Source organism: Streptomyces sp. NPDC002125 (genome assembly GCF_053593715.1).
Genome location: NZ_JBSFDD010000016.1, coordinates 99,933 through 125,025, shown reverse-complemented (window position 1 = coordinate 125,025; position 25,093 = coordinate 99,933). Strand labels below are relative to the sequence as shown.

Here is a 25,093-nt window from a genome sequence, read left to right as displayed (position 1 = left end):
CGGGGATGGTGTGGCGACATACACCCGACCTGGCAGGAGAGTCGTGCGCGAGGTGCGAGGGGGAGGGCTCCGTGGGGATCCACAGACGCCGGGCAGGGGAGTACGTCAGGCCTGCGGGCCGCGTTCTGCTGGACGACTACGGTCGGCCCGAGGGGGAGTACTACGCATCCGGCGCCTACTACCTCCAGGATTCGCTGAGCAGATTCGAGGCCGGAGAGAAGGTCGAGGCCGAGCTCGTCCCGGAGCCGTGCAACCCCTGGGACGCGCGGGCGGTGGCCTACGACGTGGAGGGGCGGAGGGTCGCCTATCTCCCCGCGACCGCCGCGAAGATGTGGCACGACGTCGTGCGGGGGTGGAACACCGCAGGCTTCGCGGTGTACGTCGCGGCTGAGGTGAACCGCTGGGAGGGCGACGGCGAGGTCCGGTTCGGTCTCACCGTACCCAAGTGGGACTGGCAGACCCTTCTGGCGATGGCGGAGACGGTCGGTCTGAGGAAGGCCTCACGGGCCGCCCTGGAGGGACTGACGGAGGAGCAGCGACTCCTTATGAGGGAGGACGGCGGCTACACCCCGCGCGAGACGGCCCTGAAGGCGCTGTGGACGAAGCGCGAGCAGCACCCCGCATGCACATGGGGCGGGAAGCGCGACGGCGGTCTGAGCGAGCGTATGCCGTTCTGGTACGGGTACTTCGTGCGCGAGCGGATGCGCGAGGAGGAGGAGCGACTCCGCTGGGCCAGGTCCGTGAAGTCGGCCCTGACCCGTGGGTTCGAGGACGAGATCCGGCGGCGGAAGGAACGGGAGCGCGAGCAGGAGCGCCTGCTGCGCCGGGAGCAGGTGGAGCACGCGCTCAGGCTGCACGGCGAGGGCCGGCGTCACCAGGACATCGCCGAGGAGCTGGACCTGACGCCCAAGCAGGTCGAGGGTCTCCTGCACCGTGCCCGAAAGGCGGCGGGAATCACGCTCCAGCGCAACGAGGACCTGCGGAAGGAGCGGTACGGCGCGGCGGCGGAGGCCCTGCGGCACAAGAGATCCGGCATGGCGAGGGCTCAGATAGCACGGGCGATGGGCCGGTCGGTCGAATCGGTGAAGGAGCTGCTGCAGGACGCGGTCTTCTACGAAGCCCCCGACGATCATCCGGAGCGACTGGAACTGGCACGGCACTGCGCCGAACTCCGGGGCGCCGGCCTGGTGAAGGAGCAGGTCCTGGAGAAGCTGGGCGTCACCCGGGCGAAGGGGCTCAGGGCCTTCCGGGACGCGTCGTTCCTCGAAACCCGCGACGCGGCACAGGGCGAGGCGGCCCCGTCGGATCTCTGAGCTCCCGGCACGGCCGTGATGAGCGCGGCGGCCGGGTGCCCCTCGCCGCATGGGCGCAGCCCGGCGCCGCGTAGTACGGAAGGGCCGGGCGCCGGGCACCGAACCGGCCGCACGGCGCCCGGTGCCGGCCGGTCGGTCGGTCGTACGGGTAGAACCCCGACCCCGTCTTGAACCCCACCCCCTACATCACTGGAGTGCCGCCCAGCCTGGTGGTACCGGCCGCGTGCGCCGATTTTCTGCGGCCCACATGCTGCGTTCACGGCTCCGAGGTAAGTGCCGCTGCTGCCGTGGCGGGCCGGGGGCCGGCCGACGGGCGGTCAGCGGCTGTCGACAGGTCCTCCAGGGCCTGCCTCCACAGTCCGGGGAGGCTGTCGGCGTCGGGGAGGGCCTCGTCGATGCGGAAGCACACGCTCGCCTCACCCGCGTAGACGAGCATGACCGCCGCCAGGGGTGCGCCGGGCGGGCAGCACATGACGGGGTCGATCCGGGTCACCACCGCGTCGCCGTAGCGCAGACGTTCGCGCATCACCAGGCTGGACGCGACGAGCGTGAGCCGGCCCGGAGCAGTGCTCGCGGCCACGAGGCGCCGAAGAAGGCCAGTGGGCAGTCGGGTGAGAGCCGCGCGGAGTACTGCTCGATGTTCGGGCAGCTTGAGAGGCGAAGTCACCCTGCGGGTCTCGGCGAGCCGCTGGAGGAGGGGAAGACGGCCGGCTGGCAGGTCGACGCGGGTCAGGAAAAGGCGGTTGCCGGGGGCCCCGGCTTCGCCCTTCGCGCGCAGGTTGACGGGGATCATGACGGGAATGGGAGCCTCGGCGGCATGGGGCCAGTGGGTGCTCGTCCACTGCGCGACCGCGTGCCCCAGAGCGGTGAGGTAGACGTCGTTGGTGCTGGCGTCGCCGGCGCGGGCAGTTGTCTTGAGCGAGTCCACGGAGGCGTGGACCCATGCGGTGCGGCGGCGGCTGGACAGCGGCTGCGACGGTGAGGTCCACATATGGTGCTTCTTGGCATACCGCAGCAGGAGTGCGGCGCTGCGCAGCACCTGCCGCAGTCGGGGCCGCGGCTCAGCCGGCAGGGTCCGCAGTGCCGCCGCGGACTGCTCGGCAGGTACGTCCGGGCCGAAGAGAGCGTGCAGGATCTCGGCCACGGTGGCGCCGTCCTGCACGCTGTGATGGGCGAGGTACAACAGTGCGAATCCGTCGTCGACATGGCCGTGCAACAGAACCAGGCGCCAGGCCGGGACATCCACGGGCCAGGGGTCGCGCAGTAGCTCGCGCACGGCCTCCTCGAGAGCCGCGCGGCCTCTGGCCAGGCGCTGCGCGCTGACATGACGCGCAGGGTGGGGGACGGCACGTACCCACTGCGCCCGCCGACCGTCACCGTGAAGGAGATGCGTCGTACAGGCAAGGCTGGAAAGGCGCGCGGCCACGTGCTCCTGGAGATCAGGCAGCCCGGGTACGGCGCCCGACAGGTGCAGGACCCCACCAATAGTTGATCCGGCGTCCGGATGATCCGCGCGTTGTTCCAGGTCGCGCAGGAAGAGGTCCGCCGCGCTGGGAGGAAGGAACGTCTGCATGTCGGTCAATTTCTGTCACTCCGGGAGGTCGGATGTCATGGCATCGATGCGTTGATGGCCGTGCGTCGACCGTGCTGTTCGTGTCTGACGGTGATCACCTTCTGTGGGCGAGCGTCGGTGTGTTGCGCCGTCGCTGCGGGCACGGTCGCTGTCCTCGCCCTGCTCCCCGCTGCGAAACGGCCCTGGTCACCTTGCCGGCATGGTCATTTCGGCACTGGCAGCCGGTGCCCGCGCCGGGCCCTGGGCGCGGGTGCGCAGGACGAAGGCGGTCAGGCCGAGTCCCGCCATGCCCAAGGCCCACCCGAATCCGAGCAGCAGACAGCTCCACGGCATCACGTGCAGGTCGGCAGCGGTCACCGCGGTCTGCACCGCGCCGTGGGCGGGCAGGAAACGCACCAGGGCACTGTCCGATTCGGGATTGATCAGCGGGTTCTGCAGCAGCAGATCGATCGAGCTGATCATGATGGCCAGGAACATGCCGGCCAGCTCGCTGCGCACCACTGCGGCGAGCGCGATCCCGACCGTCCCGTAGACCAGCGCTCCGGTGAACATCCCGGCGGCGAACAGCACTGGCTGCACGGGCCGCCAGAACAGATGCATCCACGCCGTGCCGTACACGGCGACCGAGGCCGCCACCAGGACGAGCGACGCGCACTTCGCCAGGGCCAGGCACGAACGCGGGAAGCCCGCCCGCACCAGGCGCCGGTCGAAGACGGCGGAGCGCGCCGTGGCGACGAACATCATGAACGCGACGACCAGCGTGAGAGCCTGCAGCGCCCCGACGACCTGGGTGAGCACGTTGCCATCCATGACCACATGACGTCCGACCGGCCGGACGTAGAACCGCAAGGGTGTCCGTGACACCACCTCAAAGGCCAAAGCGGTCCACAGCGGCACGAACAGGAGCATGATGAGCAGTGCCAGCCGGTTGCGGGCCTGCTCGATCAGCGCGAACCGCATCGCCGTCCCGAAACAGGCGCACCAGCGCTTCACGAGGCCGCCCCGACGGTGGTCGTCCGCTCGGTCCTGCGCAGCAGCCCGCCGTCCAGGCGGTACAGGGTGGACAGGCGCGAAGCGTCGTAGGCGAGGTGGGAGACCACGAGCACCGCACAGCCTCGGTCCCGCAGGGCGACTGCCAGCTCCCAGAACCGCAGGTAGGTCTCCCAGTCGAAACCCTGGTACGGCTCGTCCAGGAGCAGCACCTGCGGATCGTGCATGAGGGCGAGGGTCAGGTTGAGTTTCTGGCGCGTGCCGCCGCTGAGCGTCTCCACTCGCTCATAGCGGTAGTCGCTGAAGTTCAGTTCCTCCAGCAGCTCGCAGGCCCGGGTCAGGCGGCTGACGCCGTAGGCGGCCTGGAAGAACCGCAGGTGCTGGTCGACGGTGAACGCGGGGTGGAGCACGGTCTCCTGCGGGCAGCAGCCCAGTCGTCCCGTACGCCGCACCGTGCCGCTGTCCGCCGCGAGGTCCCCGGCCAGGACGCGCAGCAGCGTGCTCTTGCCGGCCCCGTTCTCACCGACGACGCCCACCAACTCGCCCGGACGGAGCTCCAGTGACACCCCGCGCAGCACTGGACGCTGCCGGTAGCTCTTGCATACCTTTCGCACCTCCAGCACTGGACCGATTGGACTCACCGCTCCACCCTCCACTCCCATCGCTTTCCGGCCGGCCTGCCGCGAGGCCGCGTCTGAATGACATCCCGAAGGCCCCAGCCAGCCGTGCAACGATCACAGCCGTTCGCAGGACACGGCCGATGAACGAGCCGGCCCTGCACCAGCGCGCTCGCACTCGTCGAGCGGCCGTTGGACGGGTACGGAGCCGGAGGCGGGGCGTAGTGCGGCGTCTCGCGGAGTCGGCCGGCGTTCGCGAGCAGCCGTCCGATGTGCGGCCGGCTGCGGTTCTCGTCAGCCTGTGAGGGCCCCGCTCCGGCTGCGCGGAAAGCGGAGGTCGCGTGTGTGGACGCCGGGACCGGCGGCAGTGCATGGGCCGAGTGGACTCGACGTCCGGGTGGGTTCGCAGTCCGAGCCAGGAGAAGCCTTCCCCGCGCGAGGCGTGACGACGGCGCCCCGCCGTCGTTGCACAGCGCGACTGTCGTGGTGCGCGGCTTTCTCCAGGTCACAGCAGGCGACTGAGATTCGCTGTCGCTGGAGGGACGTCCACCATGCGTCCCGCGCCGGCGGCGGACAGCTGACGGCACCCGGGGTGAAGTATGCAGCCCGAAACGCGGGCGAGCGGCAGAATGGGGAGTCTTCATGAGCGCGTCACCGATCACGGCGTGGCCTGTGAGCGCGGCTGACGCCAGAGCCGATCTGACCGCGGCCCGTACCGCGGTCGACCGGGCCCTGGACGCATTCCTGGACAGCGAACAGCCATCCGATCGGCCGGGACGCTCCGGTCCCGGCACAGACCATTTGATCGCTGTGTTGCGCGCGTTTCTGAGCGGCCGCGGCAAACGGGTCCGCCCGCTGTTCTGCCACATCGGGTGGCGGGCCGCCACCAGCACGCCGCCGGACACGCGACTCGTCGACGTCGGTGTCGGGCTCGAACTCCTCCACGGGCACGCCCTGGTCCACGACGACGTGGTGGACCGCTCCCTCCTGCGGCGCGGCCACCCGGCGGTGCACGTGGCGTGCGCGGACCTGCGTGGCGGGGACGCCTGGCACGGTCTGAGCGCCGCCGTGCTCCTCGGCGACGTGGCCGCCCTGTGGGCCGAGGAGCACTTCGCCCGCCTCTACGAGCCGGGCGTCCCCCCGGCGGCCCGCGACCACCTGCGTGTGATGCGTGCCGAACTGCTCAACGGCCAGCTTCTGGACCTGGTCGAGCCCTCCCGTCCGTTCGGAACGGTGCCCGAGGCGTTCGCCGTCATCCAGGCGAAGACCGTCGCCTACACCGTCCTCGGTCCGCTCCTCATCGGTGCCTCGATGGCCGGTGCCGACCCGGACGTGACCGACGCCCTGGCCGGCTACGCCCGGCCACTGGGTGAGGCGTTCCAGTTGCAGGACGACCTGGAGGACGTCACGGCCGGACCGGACCGTCCCGGCGGCGGGGAGGACCTGAAGGAGGGCAAGCGCACCGTGGTGGTGGCCCTGGCCGCCGAGGCCGCCACGACCGGTCAGCGCGCGGCCATGACCCGGCTCCTGGGCCGGGCCGGCATGGACAGCGACGAACTGGCCGAACTGCGTTCCACGATCGCGGCAACCGGGGCCGTGGAGCAGGTGCGGGCCATGGTCATCGATCGGCGACGAGAAGCCCTCGACCGGGCGGCCGACGGGCCGTTCACCCAGACCGGACAAGCCCTGCTGACCGCGATGACGGACCTGGCGCTGCCCGGCGTCGCCGACTGGCCGGAGGTGGCCGCATGACCACGACAAACAGCACGGATCACACCGCACCGGCCCTGGCAGCCAGGCTGGCCCGAGCCCGGCGCGACATCGACCCGGTGCTCCGGGACGCGGTCGACACCCTCCCCGCAGGCGGGGTGCGCGAAGCGGCCCGCTACTACTTCGGCTGGATCGACGCCGAGGGCCGCCCGACCGGGAGTCTGGGCGGCGGCAAGAGCATCCGTGCCGCGCTGGTGCTCGATACCGCGACAGCACTCGGCGCCGGGCCGGCGGCCGCGTTGCCCGCTGCGGCGGCCGTGGAGCTGATCCAGGCGTTCACGCTGCTGACCGATGACGTCCTGGACCGCGACCGCACCCGGCACGGCCGGAGTGCCGCCTGGACCGTCTACACCGCTCCCACCGCGCTCCTGGCCGGCAACGCCCTGCTGTGCCTCGCCCTGACCCTGCCCGGCCTGCCCCCGGGCGCGGCCCGGCTGCTCGGGCACGCGACCGCAGTCATGTGCGAAGGCGCGGACGCCGACACCGCCTTCGAGTCCCGGAACGACACCACCTGGGACCAGTGCCTGACCATGACCCGGCAGAAAGCGGGAGTGTTCCTCGGCGCGACGGCGGGCGTGGGCGCCCAGTGCGCGGGCGCCGACACCGGTGTGGTGGATCTCCTGGTGGAGGCATTCACCGTCGCCGGGGTGGCGTTCCAGTGCGCCAACGACATGCTGGGCGTCTGGGGAGACCCGGCCAGAACCGGCAAGCCCACCGGCAGCGACCTCTCAGGGCTCAAGCGCACCCTGGTCACCGTGGACGCCCTCGCCCACGACAGCGAGGCCGGCCAGGCCCTGACCACCCTCTACGCCGCCCGCACACCCCTCGGACCGGCGGAGACCGAACGTGCGACGGAACTGGTGAACGCGACCGACGCCGGGCGCCGCGCCCTGGACTTCATCGACCGCCAGACCCAGCACATCCTGGCCCTCCTCGACCAAGCGGTGCCGGACCCTGGCGCCCGCCGTGACCTGGAGGCACTGGCCACCATGCCGACCAGCTACTACACCGCCTACGCCGACGAACGAGGACCCAGGCCGTGAACCGCCCCAGCCCGGCCGGTGCGCCGGCCACCGACAGCCTCCGCCCCGCCGTCCCCCCGCCCGCCGGCCGGCTGCCTCCCCTGGGTGCGGTCGTGTGCGACATCGACGGCACCCTCACCACCACCTCAAGCGCGCTGACGGTCACCAAGACCCTCGGCACCCCCGCAGCCGAACACGCCCGTCTCTACCGGGCGTTCAAGGCCGGAACCCTCGCCGGCGACGAACTGTCCCGCGCATTGTGCACGTTGTGGGCAGGTGCCCGGCGGGAGGACCTGCAGGCCGCGTTCGCCGCCGTCCCGTTGCGCGATGTCGACCACCTGACCGCAGCCGTCCGTGAGCGGAACGTGCCCCTGGCCCTGATCAGCTCCTCGGTCACCGAGTACGCCGAGGGCACCGCCGTTCGGATCGGCGCCCGGTTCGCCTACGGCGCCGGCCGCGTCGTCTACGACGACCACGGCTACATGACCGGCTTCGCCCTCGACGCCACCGACCAGGCGGCCCTGACCGAACTCAAAGTCACCCAGTTCCACGATCTGGCCCGCTCCCTCCACCTGGAGCCCGACCAGATCCTCGTGCTGGGCAACGGCCCGAACGACACAGGCCTGTTCGCCGCCACCCGCCGCTCCATCCTCATCGACCCCCTCGGCAACAGCCCTCACCGCCACCAGGCCGCACACGCCGCGCCCGACCTCCAACGCGCCGCGTCCTATCTGACAGTGCGGCCGTGAGTGAGAATTCGGCGACGGCGCGGGCGAACTCCTTCTCCAGCAGGTCGATGGCCTGCTGCGACTGGGTTCCGGGAAGCGTGAAGTCGTCCGTCGTACTGCCCGACACGCTGCTGACGCCGATGACCGCGGCGACGAGCACCGCGATCCCGCCAGCAGCACCAGCCTGCGCCGCCGAAAGGCGAGCCGGCCGGGCCGGTACCCCGGTACCGGCCGGTGTCCTCATCGAGGCGGACGTCCCGGGTCTCAGCCGGCCGGGCGGGCGGCGAGAAGCGCCGCGGTCGCGTCCCACAGCTCCCGCTGCACGCGCGGCTCCCGGCCTGCGTGAACAGGTCGACCAGCACATGCTGGCGACTGCCGGCCTGTCCCTGTCCCGCACCAAGGTCCTTCAGGTACTGGCCGGCGGTGGCGCGCTCCACCAAGCGCAACTGGCGGCATCACTCGGCCAAGCACCGCGCTCCGTCACCCAGATCGTGGAGGGCCTGGAGCGTCTCGGCATGGTCGCCCGAACCGGCGACCCCGAGGACCGCCGCCGCAAGACCGTCTCCATCACCGACACCGGCCGCACGGCACTGAGGGCCGCGGAAGAAGCGGGCACGCACGTACTTCGCCAGCACTTCGGCCGCCTCGAACCACAACAACTGGCCACACTCGACACACTGCTCTCGCACCTGGGCATCGCCCACGCTGACGGCAGGACCGGCTGACTCGGACAGAAGTGCCCGGGGAGTTTTCGCGGTACGAGCACGGAAGCCCGCGACAGCGCTGAGAGGCTCAAGGCTTCGGGCTCGCGCAGTTGATCCGTAGGGCTCCGGCAGTACGCCGGGTCGGCAGTGGAAGAAGAGGCCGTCCGGAGCCGCACACGGCCCTGACCTGGATGAACGTGCCCCTGCGGGCCCGGCGGCGTGAGCGCCGGGCCCGCAGATAGGGCGGTCAGTCGTACGGGTAGAAGCCCGACCCCGTCTTGCGGCCGAGCCGGCCCGCGTCGACCATGCGCTGGAGCAGCGGGGGAGCGGCGTACAGCGGCTCCTTGTATTCCGCGTACATCGAGTCGGCGACCGAGGCCACGGTGTCCAGGCCGATCAGGTCGGCGAGCTTCAGCGGGCCCATCGGGTGGGCGCAGCCCATCTCCATGCCGTTGTCGATGTCCTCACGGCTGGCGATGCCCGACTCGAACATCCGGATCGCCGAGAGGAGGTACGGGATCAGCAGGGCGTTGACGACGAAGCCGGACCGGTCCTGGGCGCGGATCGCGTGCTTGTCGAGCACGTCGTGCACGACGGCCTCGGCGCGCTTTATGGTCTCGTCGGACGTCGTCAGCGCGGGAATCAGTTCCACGAGCCGCTGCACCGGGGCCGGGTTGAAGAAGTGGATGCCGATGACCTGGTCCGGCCGGGAGGTCGCCACGGCGAGCTTCACCAGCGGGATGGACGAGGTGTTCGAGGCGAGGATCGCGTCCGGCCGGGTCACCACCTGGTCGAGCACCTGGAAGATCTCGGTCTTGACCTGCTCGTTCTCCACGACGGCCTCGATCACGAGATCGCGGTCGGCGAACTCCCCGAGGTCGGTGGTGAAGCTGAGGCGCGCGAGGGTCTCGTCCCGCTCCTCCGCGGTGATCTTGCCGCGCTCGGCCGCCTTCGAGAGGGAGTTGTGCAGCCGGGTACGCCCTATCTCCAGGGCCTCGCCGGTGGTCTCCGCCACCTTGACCTCGAGGCCGCTCCGGGCGCACACCTCCGCGATGCCTGCGCCCATCTGGCCACAGCCGACCACTCCGACGCGTGCAATGTCGGCCATAGAGTCCGTCACCTCGTGCCTTTCGCTGATCTTCGTGCGGCAGTTCCCGTCCGATTCCGGTGCCCGCCTCGACCCCACGACGTTACTCCGCGATCCGGCTCCGGTGAGCCGCGGGTCGCGCGGGCCGCGGGAGGGCATGATCTGCGTCACGCAATGGCGGAGTGACACACGGAACAGCGGATCGAAAGGTGGGCACATGCGTCGTATGGGCCGAAGGTCATTCGTGGTGGGCGCGGCCGGGACGGTCGCCGCGCTGGTGACGGCGGGTGACGCCGTCGCGGCGCACCGGCACCCTCACCGGCGCCGCAGAGCCGGGGCGGGGGAGATGCGCGGCATGTGGATCGCGACCGTCGCCAACATCGACTGGCCGTCGGCGCCCGGCCTGAGCGCCGCCGCCCAGCGGGCCGAGCTGATCGCCCATCTGGACCGCGCGGTCGAGCTGCGGCTGAACGCCGTCGTCCTCCAGGTCCGGCCGACCGCCGACGCCCTGTGGCCGTCGCCGTACGAGCCGTGGGCCCAGTGCCTCACCGGAGTCCAGGGCAAGGACCCGGGCTGGGACCCGCTGGGGACGGCCGTGAGCGAGGCGCACGCCCGCGGTCTGGAACTGCACGCGTGGTTCAACCCGTACCGGGTCGCCAACCACACGGACCCCTCGCGTCTCGTCGCCTCCCACCCCGCCCGGGTGCACCCGGACTGGGTCCTGCCCTACGGCGGGAAGCTCTACTACAACCCCGGACTGCCCGAGGTCAGGTCCTTCGTGCAGGACGCCATGCTCGACGCGGTCAGCCGCTACGCGATCGACGCGGTGCACTGGGACGACTACTTCTACCCCTACCCCGTGGCCGGACAGGTCTTCGCCGACGACGACGCGTACGCGATGTACGGCGGGGACTTCCCGGACAGGGCGGCCTGGCGCCGCGACAACACGGACCGGCTGGTGCGGGAGACCGCCGAGCGCATCAAGGAGGTCAGGAGCGGGGTCCGGTTCGGGATCAGCCCCTTCGGGGTGTGGCGCAACGCCTCCACCGATCCGCTGGGCTCGGCGACCTCGGCGGGCGTGCAGACCTACGACGACCTCCACGCCGACACCCGGAAATGGGTGAAGGAGGGCTGGATCGACTACATCTCACCGCAGATCTACTGGAACATCGGCCTCGCCGCCGCCGACTACGCGAAGCTGCTGCCCTGGTGGGCCGAGACGGTCCGGGGTACGGGCGTGGGGCTCTACGTGGGGGAGGCGCTCTACAAGGCCGGCGACCCCGCCCAGCCGGCCGCCTGGCAGGACCCGGCCGAACTCTCGCTCCACCTCGACCTCGCCGCCGGGTACCCCGAGGTGGGCGGCCACATCTACTTCTCCGCGAAGCATGTGAAGGCCGACCCCATCGGGGCAATGGCCCGCGTGGTGGCCGACCACTACCAGGTGCGGGCCCGGGCCCCTCGCTGAGCCGCGCCGCCGCGCCCGGTCCGCGCGGGCGCGTGCGCCGGGAACCACTCGTGCCCCCGGCGCACGCGCGCTCTACCGCTTCCGGTCCTCGGGACCGGTGTGCTGGACGACGCTGTCGGGGCCCGGGGACCTGATCGATTCATGACCGTCCTCGAAGCGCAGGCGGTACGGGGGGCCGCCCTGGTCGCCGAGCACTTCGATGATCTCTGCGACCCGGTCGTGCTGCCCCACGGTCCTGCCGTGCGTCAGCAGCCGGTCGCCCGCGTGTGCCTCCATCGGGAGTGACCTCCTCACGGGTGGCGGTCCATGTCGACAAGTCTATGACCGGACGCGCCCACCGTCCTTCGGCGCGGCGGGCGCCGCCCCCCGGGCGGCCTTCGCGCGGCCCGACCGGCGGACCTCGGAAGCGCCCGTCCGCCGGGCCCCGGCCCTGCCCGTCCGGCGGACCTCGGCCCTGCCCGGCCGCCCGGCCCCGGCGCGGCCCGCCCGCTGGGTGACGGCGATGCAGACCAGGACGGCCACCGCCGCCACCGGGGCCGCGGCCGACACCTCCTCGCCGAGCGCCAGGAACGACCAGACCAGCGTGAGCAGGGGCTGCGCCAGCTGGAGCTGGCTGGCCCGGGGGACGCCGATCCGCGCCATGCCCCGGTACCAGACGTACAGGCCGAGGAAGGTCGACCCGGCGGCGACCCAGACCAGCCCGACGACCCCGCGCGCCGTGAGATGCACCGGCTCGAAGGGCAGGGCCACGGCCGCGCCGGCCACCGCGAGCGGCAGGGCGAGGATCAGCGCCCAGCCGATCACCTGCCAGCCGGGCATCACCCGGGCCAGTCTGCCGCCCTCGGTGTAGCCGGCCGCGCAGACCAGCAGCGCGCCGAAGAGGTACAGGTCGCCGCCCGAGAGGGTTCCGCCGCTCTGCTGGACCGTGAAGACGATCACCACGGCCGCCCCGGCGAGGGCCGCCGCCCAGAAGGCGCGGGGCGGGCGCGAACCCGTACGCAGCGCCGAGAGGAGGGCGGTCGTCAGCGGCAGCAGACCCACCACCACGGCGGCGTGCGAGCTCGTGGAGGTCTGCAGGGCCAGCGTGGTCAGCAGCGGGAAGCCCACCACCACACCACCCGCGACGACCGCGAGACCGGCCCAGTGGCGGCGCTCGGGCAGCGCGACCCGGCCCACCAGCAGGGCGCACCCCGCGATCAGCGCCGCGAGCAGGCTGCGCAGCGCGACCAGGGACCAGGGCCCGAAGCTGTCGAGGCCCCACACCGTCGAAGGGAAGGTCAGCGAGAAGGCGACGACGCCGAGTCCGGCGAGCAGGACGCCGCCCGAGGGCTGGTCGCGCACCGTCGGGCCGGGGTCCACCGCTATCGCCGCCTGGTCGGTAGCGCTATTCTGTGCTGTCATGCACGATCGTAGCAGTGTCGCAGAGCTGGCGAGTTCCCTTCGGGGCGAGCTCAACCGCTACTCACCAGGTGGAAAGCTGCCGTCCAGCCGGGCCCTAGTCGAGCGCTACAGGGTCAGCCCCGTGACCGTCTCCCGGGCCATCGCGCAGCTCGCCGCCGAAGGCCTCGTCGTCACGCGCCCCGGCTCCGGCGCCTTCCGCGCCGAGGCACGCGCCGCGCTCCCCGCCCCCGGGGACACCTCCTGGCAGGAGGTGTCCCTCAGCGGCGACAGCGGACCCGAGGTCGTCCCGCGCACCGTCGACGCCTCCGGCGTCCTCGTCACGCTCGCCGAACCGCCTTCGGGCGTCATCGAGTTCAACGGCGGCTATCTCCACCCCAGCCTCCAGCCCGAGCGCGCCCTGGCCGCCGCCCTCGCCCGCGCGGGCCGCAGGCCCGGGGTCTGGGGCAGGCCGCCCACCAGCGGGCTGGCCGAGCTGCGCGACTGGTTCGCCCGGGAGATCGGCGGCACCCTCACCGGCTCCGACGTCCTGGTCACCGCGGGCGGGCAGAGCGCCCTGGCCACCGCGCTGCGCGCCCTCGCCCCGCCCGGCGCCCCCGTCCTCGTCGAGTCACCCACCTACCCGGGCATGCTGGCCGCCGCCCGCGCCACCGGGCTGCGGCCCGTGCCCGTACCGATGGACGCCGACGGGGTGCGGCCCGACCTCCTGGAGGCCGCCTTCCGCGCCACCGGGGCCAAGGTCTTCGTCTGCCAGCCGCTCTTCCAGAACCCGACCGGCGTGATCCTCGCCCCCGAGCGGCGCGAGCGCGTCGTGCGGGCCGCCCGGCGGGCCGGTGCCTTCGTCGTCGAGGACGACTTCGCCCGCCGGCTCGTCCACGACGACGCGGGACCCCTGCCCGGGCCACTGGCCGCCGACGATCCGGACGGCGTCGTGGTCCACGTGCGCTCCCTCACCAAGATCACGTCACCGAGCCTGCGCGTCGGCGCGCTGGCCGCACGCGGCCCCGTCCTGGAACGGCTGCGGGCCATCCAGGTAGTCGACAGCTTCTTCGTGCCGCGACCGGTCCAGGAGGCCGCGCTCGAACTCGTCGGCGCCCCCGCCTGGGACCGCCATCTGCGCGCCGTCGCCGCCGAACTCCGCAGCCGCCGCACCGCGATGACGTCCGCCGTGCGCACCCGGCTCCCCGAACTCACCCTGACGCACGTGCCGTCGGGCGGCGGCAGCGTCTGGCTCCGGCTCCCCGGGCCGGGGGCCGACGAGCCCGCCCTGGTCTCCGCCGCCCTGCGGGCCGGAGTCGCCGTCGCGCCCGGCAGCCCCTACCACTGCGCCGAACCCCCGGCCGGCCACATCAGGCTGAGCTTCGCGGCCGTGTCCGGCCCCGCCGAGATCGCCGAGGGCGTACGCAGACTGCGCGCCGCCTGCGACGAGAGGGCGGTACTCTCCCCCTCATGACCGTCGACGACACGCCCGAGCGGCGCCACGAGATATCCAGCGATCCCGCCCGCCTCGACGCGGACCGCATCCACCACTGGCTCTCCACGGACGCGTACTGGGCCGTCGGCCGCACCCGCGAGCACCAGGACCGTGCGATCGCGGGTTCGCTCAACTTCGGTGCGTACGACGTCGTGACGGGCGAACAGGTCGCCTACGCCCGGGTGGTGACCGACCACGCCTCCTTCGCGTGGCTCTGCGACGTGTACGTCGACCGGGAGGCCCGGGGCAGCGGCCTCGGGACCCGGATCGTCACCGCCGTCCGTGACCATCTGGCACCGCTGGGAGTGCGCCGGATCCTCCTCGCGACGAACGACGCCCACGGGGTCTACGCGAAGACGGGGTTCGAGCCGCTCGCCGACCCCGACATGTGGATGGCCCTCAAGCTCGGTTGACCCGGAGGGCGTTCGCACAGACGGCCCGTCGCCCTCTTGACCGGCGTGGCGTTCGGCTCCACGATCGCGCCCATGAGTGTTCGCGTCTCACTGGTCGCCGCAGCACGCAGCTCCGCCCTCCTCGCCGAGCGCTTCGACGACGACCGGCCGCTCGACGACACGGGCTGGCACGAGGTGCGGCTCGCCGCTCACACCCTGGTCCCGCTCGCCGCCGCCGAGCTGCGCTACTGCTCGCCCACGCCCCGCAGCCGCGCCACCGGGGACGCCCTCGGCTTCGCCCCGCTGGTCCAGCCGGCGTTGCGGGACTGCGACATGGGCCGGTGGCGGGGCCTGACCCTGGCCGACGTGGCCGCCCACGAACCGGCCGCTGTCGACGCCTGGCTCGCCGATCCGCGCTCCGCCCCGCACGGCGGCGAGTCGCTGCTCGGCTTCATCTCCCGCATAGGGTGCTGGCTCGACACCCGTCCGGTGCGGGAGGGTTCGGTCGTCGCCGTCGCCGAACCCGCCGTCGTCCGCGCCGCCCTCGTGTACGCGCTCAAGGCCCCGCCCTCGACGTACTGGAACGTCGATGTGCGCCCGCTCTCCACCGTGACGCTGACCGGGCTGCCCGGCCGCTGGAGCCTCAGCCTCGACACGCATCCGCACTGACGCGTTCCCCCGGCCGGAGGAACGCGGGACACAGCGTCTTCCCGCCAGTCCGACCAGTCGGTATGGTGCGTGCCACCGAGACGAGGAGAGACCTGTGCCGCAGATCCATGGCCACTGTGACGACCGGTTCGCGGCGGTGCGCGACGCGTTCGCGGCGAACTTCGCCGAGCGCGGCGAACTGGGCGCCGCGGTCACCGTCCTGCTCGACGGCGCCCCCGTGGTGGACCTCTGGGGCGGCTGGGCCGACGGGGAGCGGACCCGCCCGTGGGAGCGGGACACCGTGGTCAACGTCTGGTCCACGACGAAGGGCCCGACCGCGCTCTGCGCCCATATCCTCGTCGACCGCGGCCTCCTGGACCTGGACGCCCCCGTCTCCGCGTACTGGCCCGAATTCGCCGCCGCGGGCAAGGAATCCGTCCGCGTACGCCATCTGCTCTCGCACCGCTCGGGGGTCGCGGGCCTGCGCGATCCGCACACCCTCGCCGAGCTCTACGACTGGGAGCTGACCACGGCGCGCCTCGCGGCCACCGAGCCCTGGTGGGAGCCGGGCACCCGCTCCGGCTACCACGCCATCTCGTACGGCTTCCTCGTCGGCGAGGTCGTCCGCCGGATCACCGGCCTGCTGCCCGGGGAGTTCCTGCGGCAGGAGATCACCGGGCCGCTCGGCATCGAATTCACCGTCGGCCTCCCCGAGAAGGAGGCCGGCCGGGTCGCCGAACTCGTCCAGCCCAAGGACGTCTCCCGCGAACAGGCCGCCCTCTTCGCCGCGATGGAGCCGGTGGCCATCGCCTCCCTGCTCAACCCCGGCACCGGTATCGCCGCCGCCAACACCCCCGAGTGGCGTGCCGCCGAGATCCCCGCCGCCAACGGCCACGGGACGGCCCGCGGGGTCGCCGCCCTCTACGGCATCCTCGCCGGCCGCGGCAGCCTCGACGGCAGGCGCGTCCTCTCCGAGGAGGCGGCCGAGCGGGTCCGTGAGGGCCAGGGCAGCTGCCGGGACCTGGTGCTCGGAGCCGGCTTCGCCCACGAGACCGAGCTGGGCCTCGGCCTCTGGCTGAGCGGCCCCAACGCGAGCTACGGCCCCAACCCCCGCGCGGTGGGCCACGACGGTGCGGGCGGCTCCTGCGGCCTCGCCGACCCGGAGGCCGGGATCGCGCTCGGTTACGTCATGAACCGCATGGGCCCCCACATCGCCGACGACCCGCGCAAGATGGCGCTGGTCGACGCGGTGTACGGGGCGCTCCCGGCTCAGTAGCCCGACGGCCGGACCAGCCCCGACTCGTACGCGAACACGGCGGCCTGGGTCCGGTCGCGCAGGCCCAGCTTGACCAGGATCCGGCTCACGTGGGTCTTCACCGTCTGCTCCGCGACGATCAGCCGGGCCGCGATCTCGGCGTTCGACAGGCCCTGCGCGATCAAGGACAGCACCTCGGTCTCCCGCTCCGTCAGGTCGCCGACGCGCTCCTTCCGGGGAGCGCGCGGTCCGGCGCTCACCCGGGAGAACTCGGCGATCAGCCGCTTGGTGATGTTCGGGGCGAGCAGCGCGTCCCCGGCCGCCACCACCCGTACCGCCTGGGCGAGTTCGTCGGCCGACGCGTCCTTCAGCAGAAAGCCGGAGGCGCCCGCGCGCAGCGCCTCGTACACGTACTCGTCGAGGTCGAAGGTGGTCAGGACGAGGACGCGGACGGTCGCGCCGGGTGCCCCGATGATGCGGCGCGTGGCGTCGATCCCGCCGAGGCGCGGCATCCGTATGTCCATCAGGACGACATCGGGGGCGAGTTCGTCCGCCTTCTCGACGGCCTCCACACCGTCCACCGCCTGACCGACGACCTCGATGCCCTCCTCGGCGTTCAGCAGCACCGTGAACCCCTGGCGGACCATCATCTGGTCGTCGGCGATCAGCACACGGATGGTCATGAAGGGTCCTCCAGGGGAAGGGTCGCCACTACTTCGTAACCCCCGCCGGGGGTGGGGCCGTGGGTGAGGTCGCCGCCCAGCATGGCGGTGCGTTCGCGCATGCCGAGCAGCCCGTGCCCGACGCCGTCCATCGGCCGGCCCGGCGCGTCCGGGGCCGTGTTGGTGACCCGGACCGTCACCGCGGAGGAGTGGTAGCCGACCTCCACCCGGGCGCCGGCCCCCGGAGCGTGCCGCAGCACATTGCTCAGCGCCTCCTGCACGATCCGGAACGCCGACAGCTCCACGCCCGGTGGGAGCGGGCGGCGTCTGCCCGTCGTCTGCGTCGCGACGGAGACACCCGCGCTCCGCACCTTGCCGACCAGCTCGTCCAGCCGGTCCAGCGTGGGCTGCGGGGCGTGCCGGACCCCGTCCGCCAGCGCGTCCTCCGAGCGCAGCACACCGAGCACCCGGCGCAGTTCGGCCAGCGCCTCCACGGCGTTCTCCCGTATGCCGGCGAGGTTCTCCCTGAGCTCGGGCGACGGATTCTCGACGAGGTGCGGGGCCACCTGCGCCTGGATGGAGATCACCGACATGTGGTGGGCGACCACGTCGTGCAGCTCGCGTGCGATCCGGTTGCGCTCCTCCAGGAGGGTGCGCCTGGCGCGCTCCTCCTCCGTCAGTTCCGACTGCTCGACCAGCTGGCTGCGGGCGACCCTGAGGGCGCGCAGTGCCGCGCCGATCACCACGGCCGTGATCACGACCAGCGCGCCCACGTCCATGGAGTAGTTGTGGGCCCTGGTGGTGAACCCGCTGGAGACCAGCCCCGCCAGCAGGCTCAGCGTCAGCGCGAGGACCGCCCTGCGCGGGTGGACCCGCAGGGTCAGCAGGAACAGCGCACCGCTCTGCAGCGCGATCTCGGCACCCGTCCACGGGAACATCTCACCGGGCGTCACCGCGGACTCCGCGATCCGCACGCTCACGACCATCAGGACCAGTGAGGCCCACCAGGCGTACAGCGGCTGCCGCATGCCCGCCAGGAGCGCGAGTGACTGGCACACGGCGAGGAGCACCACGTACGCGGGGACGGCAGCGCCGTGGGGGACCAGATCGGGCACGTGCCACAGGGCGACCGCCGTGACCCCCAGCGTGAGCAGCATCCCGAACGCGGGCCGCCAGACCGGCGATCCCGGCGCACCGGTGGGGGGTATCGGATCGACGGGTGAGCTCCACAGATCCTCGCGCAGCATGCGCGGCAGACCGCGCAACGCCGCTGTGATCCGCCCACCGGCCCTCGTCATGCCGCTCACCTTAGACACCGCGCGCCTCCCGCACCCGGGCGGGGGAACCGGACCGTACGACGGTCGAACCGCCGCCACCCCGCTGCTCGTACGCCCCGAACGCCGCCCGGCACAGCAGCAGCGCCAGTGCGAACACCGGCAGCCAGGCGAGCCGGGCGAGCACCCAGCCGGGTCCGTCGGGGACCGTGTGCAGACCAGGCAGCGGCCCGCTCAGGAACAGCGCGGTCGACGTCACCGCGATCATCGCGGTCTGGTGCCACAGGAACACCGTCATCGCGGACAGATTCAGCGCAGCCACCGCCGCCCAGACCGCCGGCCGCGCGAGGACCCGCCGCAGCGGCCCGAGCAGCAGCAGGGCCGCACCGCACTGGGCGAGGCCGAAGGTCACGGCCGCGAGCGACGGCGGGTCGAGGTTGGAGAGAGTCCCGCCCGGCACCCCGACCATGGAGGCGGGGTACCCGGCGAACAGCACCAGCCCCGCCGTCGCCCCCGTACCCCCGAGCAGCAGCACCCACCCGGTCCGCCGGTCGCTCAGCCCGCCCCGGGCCCACGCCGCCCCCAGGCAGTAGGGGACCAGCCAGCCCGCCGCCACGTTGATCCACCCCAGGGAGGCCGGGCCACCGCCCCCCAGCCTGAACAGGTCGACGTACAGGACGACGGCCAGCGGCCACAGCGGGTGCAGTCGCGCGACCAGCGGGGTCGCCGCCGTCAGCGCGGCGAACACCAGGAGGAACCACAGCGGCGACCACACCAGCTTGCCGAGCGCGCGCACCGTCGCCCCGTCCACCCCCGAGGCCAGCATCACGGCGGCGGCGACGGCCCAGACGACCGTGACGACGGCGACCGGGCGGAACAGCCTGGCCATCCGGACCCCGAGCCAGTGACCGTAGGACTCGCCCCTGGCCCGGGCCGAGGCGTACCCCCTCGCGCCCACCTGACCGCCCACCAGGAAGAAGAGGGCGAGCGTCTGGAACACCCAGGAGACCGGGGTGAGTCCGGGCATGTACCGGAGCGGACTCGCGCCGTGGACCGTGCCGCTGTCGGTGACCAGCGCCGTCACCAGCCAGTGGCCGCACACCACACCCAGGATGGCGAGGGCGCGCAGGGCGTCGACCGCGCGGTCGCGGTCCGGGGGAGTGGCCGCGTCGATCCGCCGGACGAGTGCACGTACGTCCCTGTACTGCACGAGGTCACGCATGACGGGCACCCGCCGTCCCCGCGACGATCGCGGCGATGCCGCGCAACGCCACGCTCCCCCGTATCAGATAGCCGCTGTGCGCGGCGTCGCCCGCGTCGAAGACCTCCGCGCCGAACTCCGGCGACACCGGGTCCGTCCCGAACCCGACGGTGCCGAACGGCAGCGGCAGGACCATGTGCGGGACCCGGCCGATCCAGTCCTCCCCGCCCCGGCCCGCCCAGACCGTGGCCCGGGTGCCGAGGGCGGCCGCGTCCTTCGCGCCGGTGCCGGGACTGCCGTACAGGACGATGTCCGCCACATCGAGCCCGGACGCGGCCCGGGCGCAGACCACGGAACCGTAGGAGTGGCAGAGGAGGGAGACCCGGGCGACGGGCCTGACCCGGCGCACCTCCCGTACGAAGGTCCGCAGGCCGGGAGCCGCCCCTTCGGCACGCGCCGCCGTGAGGGAGGAAGGGCCCAGCGTGGTGGGTGTCCGGTAGCCGAGCCAGGCGGCGACGGCTGTCCCCGGGCCCAGTTCGCCGAGGAGCGCCTCGGCGCCGCGCCGTAAACGGCCGTAGTGGTCGAGGTCGACGCCCGCACCCGGCACCAGTACGGCGATCCGTCCGGCCCGCGACAGATCCCCGAAGACCTCCACCCCGCGTCCGCCGTCGCGCCCGTCGAACATCAGGAAGGCGCGCCCCGGAGCCGCCATGGCCGTGAGCGCGGCGGCCCGCCGCCGGTCGCCATGGCGGGCGGCCATGTCCCGCGCCGCGCGGATCTCCTGCCGGACGGTGGCGTACCTGGCCTCCAGCACCGAGGGCTCTGCCGTGCCCAGCGGTGCGAGCCGCGCGGGGACGGGTGCGGGAACGGCGGCCGGGCGGGCCGCCCCCGACACCGGCAGCGCCACGGACGCGGTGACGAGCGCGGCGAGCAGGGCGCGGCGCGGGCGGCTGGTGCGTGGGCGGGACGCCATGGGTGGTCCTTCCGTACCGGGGGTTCGACCTGAATCCGGTACCGAAGGTATGGACCGACCCGTGTGGTCCGCGTCCCGCCAGGGAGTGCACCTCGCGCGTAGCTCCCGGGTATGACGGGTAGCAGGCCGGGCGGTGCGGGCCGCCTACCGGCGGGGCTTACCGCGCTTGCCGCCGCCCTTGGCGTTCTTGGCGGCGCCCGAGCCGCCCCGGGGGTTCCGCCCCGCCGCCGGCTTGCGCGGGGCGCCGCCCTTCTTGTCGCCGGCCTTCGCCGTCCTGGCCTTGGCGGCCTTGGGCTGCGGCGGTGTCGGGGGGCGCCCCCGGGTGCTGTTGACGGTCCGGCCCCGGACGATCCCGATGAACTCCTCGACGAGGTCGGTCGTCTTCTCCTCGGGCCACGAGAGCGCGATCCGGGACTCGGGGACACCCGTCAGCGTGCGGTAGGTGAGGTCCTTGCGGTGGTACAGGCGCGCCAGCGACTGCGGGACGACGAGCAGACCGATGCCCGCGGCCACCAGTTCCACCGCGTCCTCGGTCGTGGCGGGCCGCTCGAACGCGGGCAGGCCCGGCGGGCGCTCCCAGTCGAGCGTGTCGTCGAGGGGATGCAGCACGATCTCCTCGGCGAGGTCCTCGGCCGCCATCTCCTCGACGGCCGTCCCCTCATGATCCTTGGGGATGACGACCACGGTCGTCTCCGTGTAGAGGGGGATCGCGCTGAGGTCCGTACGGTCGACGGGCAGCCGCACGAAACCGGCGTCGGCGCCGCCGTCACGCAGCAGACCGGCGGCCTCCGCAGCGGGGACGCCCACGAGGGTCAGCGGTGTACCGGGCAGTCGCTCGTTCCAGATCCGCACCCACTTGGTCGGGGTCACGCCCGGGACGTAGGCGAGCCGGAACGCAGGGGGTTCTTCCGAGCCTGTCACTCCGCCAGGTTACCGGCCGTGGTCGGAGGCGGCGCACATGCTCGATACCCTGGACACCATGACGTCGCACCAGACCACCCAGACGATGAAGCCCGCCACCGCGGCGAAGAAGCTGGGTGTGTACCTCGAAGCCACCCCCGCCGAGTTCCAGGAGGGCGTCGTCTCGCGCGCCGAGCTGAACGCGCTGCAGTCCGACCCGCCCCAGTGGCTGCAGGACCTGCGCCGCAACGGCCCGCACCCCCGGCCCGTGGTCGCGTCGAAGCTGGGCGTCTCCATCGCCGGGCTCGCGCGCGGCGGCGTCACCGAGCCGCTCACGACCGAGCAGATCGACGCGCTGAAGCAGGACGCCCCGGAGTGGCTGCAGAAGGAGCGCTCCACCCAGGCCGAGGTCCGCAAGGAAGCGGTACGCATCAAGGAGCGCAACGCGGCACGTGCCGAGCAGGCCGACCGCGACTGACCTGCCCTTCAGCGGCCGAGCCGCCCTCCGGAGGCTGACCTGTCCTCCAGCGGCCGACCGCCCTCCGGCGGTGCCCGGCGCGTCGCGGCCGTCCGCGAGCGGGACGTGCCGTGGCGGCTGAGCGACGGGCCGAACCCCGGCCGGACACGCTTCTGCCTTCCCCGGCCGGGTCGGTCGCTTCCTCGCGACCGGGCTGGTCACAGGCTTGCGACCGGTCGGGTCACTGCCTCGCGACCGGTCCGGACACCGCCTTGCGACCCGTCCGGTCACTCCCCGGTGTAGAAGGCGATCGTCGCCACCGTCGTCGCGGTCACGGTCTCCGGGTCCGCGCCGGAGGCGGCGAACGCGCGGCCCCACTCCTCGCCCGAGCGTGCCACGAAGGCCTTCGCCTCGGGCGAGGCCTGCCACTCCACGGCGTCCTGAGGGCTGAGCCCGCCGCCCGCCAGGTGCCATCCGAGCCCCAGCAGGGCCAGGTCCCAGCCGACCCCGGCCGCGCCCGGACCGTACTGGCTGCGGAACTCCTCCGGGATCACGGCCACGTGCTCCAGCTCCAGCACCGTCCGGTCGTCGCCGTCCGGCGCGAGACGTACCTCGACCTCGCTGAAGCCGGAACCGGAGTCGGGCTCGATCAGCCAGGACACGCGCAGCCGCTCCCTGGGCAGGCATTCGAGGATCTCGCCGCCCGCGTTGTCCTCCAGCTGGTAGCGCCCGCCCACCCGGAACTCCCCGGTCACCGGCAGGAACCACCGGGCGATCCGCTCCGGCGAGGTCACGGCGTCCCAGACATCGGCGACACCCGTGCCGAAGGTGCGCCGCAGCAGCACCGAGCCCGCTTCCTCCGAGGCCACCCGGCGGGTGCCGACCTCACGGTGCACCAGGCCGATCTCGTCGGTGATATCGCTCATGGCCGCTCGCTCTCCTTCCGCGTGTCCGCACACGCGCGTACCCCGTCGGCCATGTAACCGAAGTTCCGCCCGGCCCGCCTCACGGGACGCGTACGGCACCCGCCCAGCCGGACGGGTGCCGTACGCACCGACGCCTTCCGGTCCGCCGGCTGACGCCGGAACCGAGAAGGAAGCCAGGGCCTGTCGTCCCGGCCCCCGGTCAGCCGTTGGCCAGGAGCTGGAGCGTGTCGATCACGCGGTTCGAGAAGCCCCACTCGTTGTCGTACCAGGCGACCACCTTGACGTGGCGGCCGTCGACGCGCGTGAGGGCCGAGTCGAAGATCGACGAGGCGGGGTTGCCCGTGATGTCGGACGACACGAGCGCGTCCTCCGAGTATTCGAGGACCCCGGCGAGCGGGCCCTCGGCCGCGGCGCGGTACGCCTCCAGCACGTCCTCGCGCGTCACGTCGCGGGCGACGGTCGTGTTGAGTTCGACGATCGAGCCGACCGGAACGGGAACCCGGATCGAGTCGCCCGACAGCCTGCCGTCGAGGTTCGGCAGCACGAGGCCGATCGCCTTCGCGGCGCCCGTGGTGGTCGGCACGATGTTCACGCCGGCGGCGCGGGCGCGGCGGGGGTCGCGGTGCGGGCCGTCCTGGAGGTTCTGCTCCTGCGTGTAGGCGTGCACCGTCGTCATGAAACCGTGCTCGATGCCGGCGAGATCGTCGAGCACGGCGGCGAGCGGCGCGAGGGCGTTCGTCGTGCACGAGGCGTTGGAGACGATCGTGTGGAGGGCCGGGTCGTACGCGCCGTTGTTGACGCCGAACGCGAGCGTGACATCGGCGCCGTCCGCGGGGGCGCTGATCAGCACCTTCTTCGCGCCCGCGTCGATGTGGGCGCCCGCTGCCCTGGCCGACGTGAAGCGGCCGGTCGCCTCCAGCACGATGTCGACGCCGAGCTCGGCCCACGGCAGCTGCGCCGGTTCACGCTCGGCGAGCACGGTGATGCGGCGGCCGTCCACGACGAGGGTGTCCCCGTCGACGCTCACCGGGCGGCCGAGCCGGCCCGCCGTCGAGTCGAAGGCGAGCAGCCGCGCGAGGGCGGCGGGCTCCGTGAGGTCGTTGACGGCGACGACCTCCAGGCCGCTCTCGCGTTCGAGCAGGGCGCGCAGCACGTTGCGTCCGATACGGCCGAATCCGTTGATGGCGATGCGAGTCATGAGTGGTGTCCCTTCTGTTCCGTCACCAGGCTCGCGCGCCGGCCGGGCCGGTGACAGCGGCGCGATCGCCACGGTCCGAAAGGATCGCGCCAGGCGTGAACGGCGGGTTATCCGCCCTGGGTGAAGGTGCGCCGGTACTCGCTCGGCGTGGTGCCGAGGATGCGGTGGAAGTGCAGCCGCAGATTCGTCCCCGTGCCGAGACCGGCCTCGGCGGCGATCTGCTCGATGCTCCGCTCCGAGCGTTCGAGCAGTTCCCTGGCCATGTCGATCCGGGCGCGCATGACCCACTGCATCGGCGTGTACCCGGTGTCCTCGGCGAAGCGCCGCGAGAACGTGCGCGGCGACACCGCCGCGTGCCGGGCGAGCGCTTCGAGGGTGAGCGTCTCGCCCAGCCGGTGCAGCGCCCACTCCCGCGTGGCGGCGAACCGCTCGCCCAGCGGCTCGGGCACGCTGCGCGGCACGTACTGCGCCTGCCCGCCGCTGCGGTAGGGGGCCGCCACCAGGCGCCTGGCCGCGTGGTTCGACGCGGCCACCCCGAGATCGCCGCGCAGGATGTGCAGGCAGAGGTCGATGCCCGACGCGGCACCGGCCGACGTCAGCACGCGGCCCTCGTCCACGAACAGGACGTTCTCGTCGACCCGGACGAGCGGATGCTTCGCGGCGAGCGCCCGCGTGTAGTGCCAGTGCGTCGTGGCGCGCCTGCCGTCGAGCAGGCCCGTGGCGGCGAGCGCGAAGGCACCCGTCGAGATGGCGGCGAGCCGCGCGCCCCGGTCGTGGGCGCCGACCAGCGCCTCGACGACGGCCCGCGGCGGGTCCTCGCGGTCCGGGAACCGGTAACCGGGGACGAAGACGATGTCGGCCCACTCGAGTGCCTGGAGGCCGTGGGCGACGGAGTACGACAGGCCGTCGCCACCGGTCACCTGACCGGACTCCGCGCCGCACACCCGCACCTCGTACGGCATGCTCACGCGCGTGGTGAAGACCTGTGCGGGAATACCGACATCGAGAGGCTTCGCGCCTTCGAGCACGAGGACCGCTACGCGATGCGGGGATGAGGCCGGCACAG

Annotated in this window: 25 protein-coding genes; 11 read left to right on the top strand and 14 right to left on the bottom strand. The window is 72.7% G+C overall.

Annotation, left to right across the window (positions count from 1 at the left end; all coding sequences use genetic code 11):
• Nucleotides 1-71: 71 nt before the first annotated feature.
• On the top strand, nt 72-1,313 hold the full coding sequence (locus tag ACWCQM_RS25525) for a hypothetical protein (protein WP_450917462.1): 1,242 nt from the start codon (nt 72-74) through the stop codon (nt 1,311-1,313).
• A gap of 256 nt (nt 1,314-1,569) precedes the next feature.
• On the opposite strand, the gene ACWCQM_RS25520 is transcribed toward ACWCQM_RS25525, so the two are convergent.
• The 3 genes from ACWCQM_RS25520 to ACWCQM_RS25510 all read right to left on the bottom strand — a co-directional run bounded on the left by ACWCQM_RS25520 (nt 1,570) and on the right by ACWCQM_RS25510 (nt 4,496).
• A complete protein-coding gene (locus tag ACWCQM_RS25520; RefSeq protein WP_450917461.1) occupies nt 1,570-2,886 on the bottom strand; it encodes a wax ester/triacylglycerol synthase domain-containing protein in 1,317 nt (438 codons plus the stop codon).
• 186 nt (nt 2,887-3,072) lie between these two features.
• Nucleotides 3,073-3,846: an ABC transporter permease gene (locus tag ACWCQM_RS25515; protein WP_450917460.1), complete on the bottom strand. Its 774-nt coding sequence runs from the start codon at nt 3,844-3,846 to the stop codon at nt 3,073-3,075.
• Between the two features lie 29 nt (nt 3,847-3,875).
• On the bottom strand, nt 3,876-4,496 hold the full coding sequence (locus tag ACWCQM_RS25510; protein WP_450917515.1) for an ABC transporter ATP-binding protein: 621 nt from the start codon (nt 4,494-4,496) through the stop codon (nt 3,876-3,878).
• A 639-nt stretch (nt 4,497-5,135) separates the two neighbouring features.
• Here ACWCQM_RS25510 and ACWCQM_RS25505 point away from each other — a divergent pair.
• From ACWCQM_RS25505 to ACWCQM_RS25490, 4 genes are read left to right on the top strand one after another with little or no spacing between them, the layout of a single operon-like run.
• On the top strand, nt 5,136-6,245 hold the full coding sequence (locus tag ACWCQM_RS25505) for a polyprenyl synthetase family protein (RefSeq protein ID WP_450917459.1): 1,110 nt from the start codon (nt 5,136-5,138) through the stop codon (nt 6,243-6,245).
• A complete protein-coding gene (locus tag ACWCQM_RS25500) occupies nt 6,242-7,306 on the top strand; it encodes a polyprenyl synthetase family protein (protein ID WP_450917458.1) in 1,065 nt (354 codons plus the stop codon). The genes ACWCQM_RS25505 and ACWCQM_RS25500 overlap by 4 nt, the downstream gene beginning before the upstream one ends.
• Nucleotides 7,303-8,034: an HAD-IB family phosphatase gene (locus ACWCQM_RS25495; protein WP_450917457.1), complete on the top strand. Its 732-nt coding sequence runs from the start codon at nt 7,303-7,305 to the stop codon at nt 8,032-8,034. Before ACWCQM_RS25500 ends, ACWCQM_RS25495 begins: the two co-directional genes overlap by 4 nt.
• Nucleotides 8,031-8,738: a MarR family winged helix-turn-helix transcriptional regulator gene (locus tag ACWCQM_RS25490; protein ID WP_450917456.1), complete on the top strand. Its 708-nt coding sequence runs from the start codon at nt 8,031-8,033 to the stop codon at nt 8,736-8,738. The genes ACWCQM_RS25495 and ACWCQM_RS25490 overlap by 4 nt, the downstream gene beginning before the upstream one ends.
• A gap of 226 nt (nt 8,739-8,964) precedes the next feature.
• Here ACWCQM_RS25490 and ACWCQM_RS25485 read toward each other — a convergent pair whose 3' ends face one another.
• Nucleotides 8,965-9,825, bottom strand: coding sequence for a 3-hydroxybutyryl-CoA dehydrogenase (locus tag ACWCQM_RS25485; RefSeq protein ID WP_145806394.1), 861 nt, complete (start codon nt 9,823-9,825; stop codon nt 8,965-8,967).
• A 196-nt stretch (nt 9,826-10,021) separates the two neighbouring features.
• Between ACWCQM_RS25485 and ACWCQM_RS25480 the strand changes: the two genes are divergently transcribed.
• Nucleotides 10,022-11,269 carry a glycoside hydrolase family 10 protein gene (locus ACWCQM_RS25480; protein WP_450917455.1) on the top strand — a complete coding sequence of 416 codons (1,248 nt, stop codon included), beginning with the start codon at nt 10,022-10,024 and terminating at the stop codon, nt 11,267-11,269.
• 72 nt (nt 11,270-11,341) lie between these two features.
• Here the strand turns inward: ACWCQM_RS25480 and ACWCQM_RS25475 are convergent, their stop codons facing one another.
• A complete protein-coding gene (locus tag ACWCQM_RS25475) occupies nt 11,342-11,545 on the bottom strand; it encodes a DUF1918 domain-containing protein (RefSeq protein WP_450917454.1) in 204 nt (67 codons plus the stop codon).
• 42 nt (nt 11,546-11,587) lie between these two features.
• Nucleotides 11,588-12,670: a DMT family transporter gene (locus tag ACWCQM_RS25470; protein ID WP_450917453.1), complete on the bottom strand. Its 1,083-nt coding sequence runs from the start codon at nt 12,668-12,670 to the stop codon at nt 11,588-11,590.
• On the opposite strand from ACWCQM_RS25470, the gene ACWCQM_RS25465 reads away from it, so the two are divergent.
• The 4 genes from ACWCQM_RS25465 (at nt 12,669) to ACWCQM_RS25450 (ending at nt 16,457) form a co-directional block, all read left to right on the top strand.
• Nucleotides 12,669-14,120, top strand: a complete 1,452-nt coding sequence (locus ACWCQM_RS25465) for an aminotransferase-like domain-containing protein (RefSeq protein WP_450917452.1) — start codon at nt 12,669-12,671, stop codon at nt 14,118-14,120. The two genes, ACWCQM_RS25470 and ACWCQM_RS25465, sit on opposite strands and share 2 nt — an antisense overlap.
• Nucleotides 14,117-14,554: a GNAT family N-acetyltransferase gene (locus ACWCQM_RS25460; RefSeq protein ID WP_450917451.1), complete on the top strand. Its 438-nt coding sequence runs from the start codon at nt 14,117-14,119 to the stop codon at nt 14,552-14,554. The genes ACWCQM_RS25465 and ACWCQM_RS25460 overlap by 4 nt, the downstream gene beginning before the upstream one ends.
• Before the next feature lie 72 nt (nt 14,555-14,626).
• On the top strand, nt 14,627-15,202 hold the full coding sequence (locus tag ACWCQM_RS25455; protein WP_450917450.1) for a histidine phosphatase family protein: 576 nt from the start codon (nt 14,627-14,629) through the stop codon (nt 15,200-15,202).
• A gap of 94 nt (nt 15,203-15,296) precedes the next feature.
• Entirely contained in the window at nt 15,297-16,457 is a 1,161-nt protein-coding gene (locus tag ACWCQM_RS25450) for a serine hydrolase domain-containing protein (RefSeq protein ID WP_450917449.1), read from the top strand.
• Here ACWCQM_RS25450 and ACWCQM_RS25445 read toward each other — a convergent pair.
• The 5 genes from ACWCQM_RS25445 to ACWCQM_RS25425 form a co-directional block, all read right to left on the bottom strand.
• Complete coding sequence (locus ACWCQM_RS25445; RefSeq protein ID WP_450917448.1) at nt 16,451-17,119, bottom strand: response regulator; 669 nt, start codon at nt 17,117-17,119, stop codon at nt 16,451-16,453. The genes ACWCQM_RS25450 and ACWCQM_RS25445 overlap by 7 nt on opposite strands.
• Complete coding sequence (locus ACWCQM_RS25440) at nt 17,116-18,396, bottom strand: histidine kinase (RefSeq protein WP_450917447.1); 1,281 nt, start codon at nt 18,394-18,396, stop codon at nt 17,116-17,118. The genes ACWCQM_RS25445 and ACWCQM_RS25440 overlap by 4 nt, the downstream gene beginning before the upstream one ends.
• 10 nt (nt 18,397-18,406) lie before the next feature.
• Nucleotides 18,407-19,594: an acyltransferase family protein gene (locus tag ACWCQM_RS25435; protein WP_450917446.1), complete on the bottom strand. Its 1,188-nt coding sequence runs from the start codon at nt 19,592-19,594 to the stop codon at nt 18,407-18,409.
• Nucleotides 19,587-20,546 carry an alpha/beta hydrolase gene (locus ACWCQM_RS25430; protein ID WP_450917445.1) on the bottom strand — a complete coding sequence of 320 codons (960 nt, stop codon included), beginning with the start codon at nt 20,544-20,546 and terminating at the stop codon, nt 19,587-19,589. The genes ACWCQM_RS25435 and ACWCQM_RS25430 overlap by 8 nt, the downstream gene beginning before the upstream one ends.
• 144 nt (nt 20,547-20,690) lie before the next feature.
• A complete protein-coding gene (locus tag ACWCQM_RS25425; RefSeq protein ID WP_450917444.1) occupies nt 20,691-21,467 on the bottom strand; it encodes a LysR family substrate-binding domain-containing protein in 777 nt (258 codons plus the stop codon).
• 58 nt (nt 21,468-21,525) lie between these two features.
• Here ACWCQM_RS25425 and ACWCQM_RS25420 point away from each other — a divergent pair, with 58 nt between their 5' ends.
• Entirely contained in the window at nt 21,526-21,924 is a 399-nt protein-coding gene (locus ACWCQM_RS25420) for a DUF5997 family protein (RefSeq protein ID WP_450917443.1), read from the top strand.
• 266 nt (nt 21,925-22,190) lie between these two features.
• On the opposite strand, the gene ACWCQM_RS25415 is transcribed toward ACWCQM_RS25420, so the two are convergent.
• From ACWCQM_RS25415 to ACWCQM_RS25405, 3 genes are all read right to left on the bottom strand, one after another.
• The gene (locus ACWCQM_RS25415; RefSeq protein ID WP_450917442.1) at nt 22,191-22,829 is read right to left on the bottom strand and encodes an SRPBCC family protein; all 639 of its coding nucleotides are present in this window, start codon (nt 22,827-22,829) and stop codon (nt 22,191-22,193) included.
• Between the two features lie 199 nt (nt 22,830-23,028).
• Nucleotides 23,029-24,027, bottom strand: coding sequence for a type I glyceraldehyde-3-phosphate dehydrogenase (gene gap / locus ACWCQM_RS25410; protein WP_450917441.1), 999 nt, complete (start codon nt 24,025-24,027; stop codon nt 23,029-23,031).
• A 107-nt stretch (nt 24,028-24,134) separates the two neighbouring features.
• Nucleotides 24,135-25,091 carry a GlxA family transcriptional regulator gene (locus tag ACWCQM_RS25405; RefSeq protein WP_450917440.1) on the bottom strand — a complete coding sequence of 319 codons (957 nt, stop codon included), beginning with the start codon at nt 25,089-25,091 and terminating at the stop codon, nt 24,135-24,137.
• Nucleotides 25,092-25,093: the final 2 nt, after the last annotated feature.

Coding starts and splice junctions, on each gene's coding strand:
- ACWCQM_RS25520 (WP_450917461.1), bottom strand. CDS start 2,886: ATGCAGACGTTCCTTCCTCCCAGCGCGGCGGACCTCTTCCTGCGCGAC.
- ACWCQM_RS25515 (WP_450917460.1), bottom strand. CDS start 3,846: ATGCGGTTCGCGCTGATCGAGCAGGCCCGCAACCGGCTGGCACTGCTC.
- ACWCQM_RS25505 (WP_450917459.1), top strand. CDS start 5,136: ATGAGCGCGTCACCGATCACGGCGTGGCCTGTGAGCGCGGCTGACGCC.
- ACWCQM_RS25500 (WP_450917458.1), top strand. CDS start 6,242: ATGACCACGACAAACAGCACGGATCACACCGCACCGGCCCTGGCAGCC.
- ACWCQM_RS25485 (WP_145806394.1), bottom strand. CDS start 9,825: ATGGCCGACATTGCACGCGTCGGAGTGGTCGGCTGTGGCCAGATGGGC.
- ACWCQM_RS25480 (WP_450917455.1), top strand. CDS start 10,022: ATGCGTCGTATGGGCCGAAGGTCATTCGTGGTGGGCGCGGCCGGGACG.
- ACWCQM_RS25475 (WP_450917454.1), bottom strand. CDS start 11,545: ATGGAGGCACACGCGGGCGACCGGCTGCTGACGCACGGCAGGACCGTG.
- ACWCQM_RS25465 (WP_450917452.1), top strand. CDS start 12,669: ATGCACGATCGTAGCAGTGTCGCAGAGCTGGCGAGTTCCCTTCGGGGC.
- ACWCQM_RS25470 (WP_450917453.1), bottom strand. CDS start 12,670: ATGACAGCACAGAATAGCGCTACCGACCAGGCGGCGATAGCGGTGGAC.
- ACWCQM_RS25460 (WP_450917451.1), top strand. CDS start 14,117: ATGACCGTCGACGACACGCCCGAGCGGCGCCACGAGATATCCAGCGAT.
- ACWCQM_RS25455 (WP_450917450.1), top strand. CDS start 14,627: ATGAGTGTTCGCGTCTCACTGGTCGCCGCAGCACGCAGCTCCGCCCTC.
- ACWCQM_RS25445 (WP_450917448.1), bottom strand. CDS start 17,119: ATGACCATCCGTGTGCTGATCGCCGACGACCAGATGATGGTCCGCCAG.
- ACWCQM_RS25440 (WP_450917447.1), bottom strand. CDS start 18,396: ATGACGAGGGCCGGTGGGCGGATCACAGCGGCGTTGCGCGGTCTGCCG.
- ACWCQM_RS25435 (WP_450917446.1), bottom strand. CDS start 19,594: ATGCGTGACCTCGTGCAGTACAGGGACGTACGTGCACTCGTCCGGCGG.
- ACWCQM_RS25430 (WP_450917445.1), bottom strand. CDS start 20,546: ATGGCGTCCCGCCCACGCACCAGCCGCCCGCGCCGCGCCCTGCTCGCC.
- ACWCQM_RS25420 (WP_450917443.1), top strand. CDS start 21,526: ATGACGTCGCACCAGACCACCCAGACGATGAAGCCCGCCACCGCGGCG.
- ACWCQM_RS25415 (WP_450917442.1), bottom strand. CDS start 22,829: ATGAGCGATATCACCGACGAGATCGGCCTGGTGCACCGTGAGGTCGGC.
- gap (WP_450917441.1), bottom strand. CDS start 24,027: ATGACTCGCATCGCCATCAACGGATTCGGCCGTATCGGACGCAACGTG.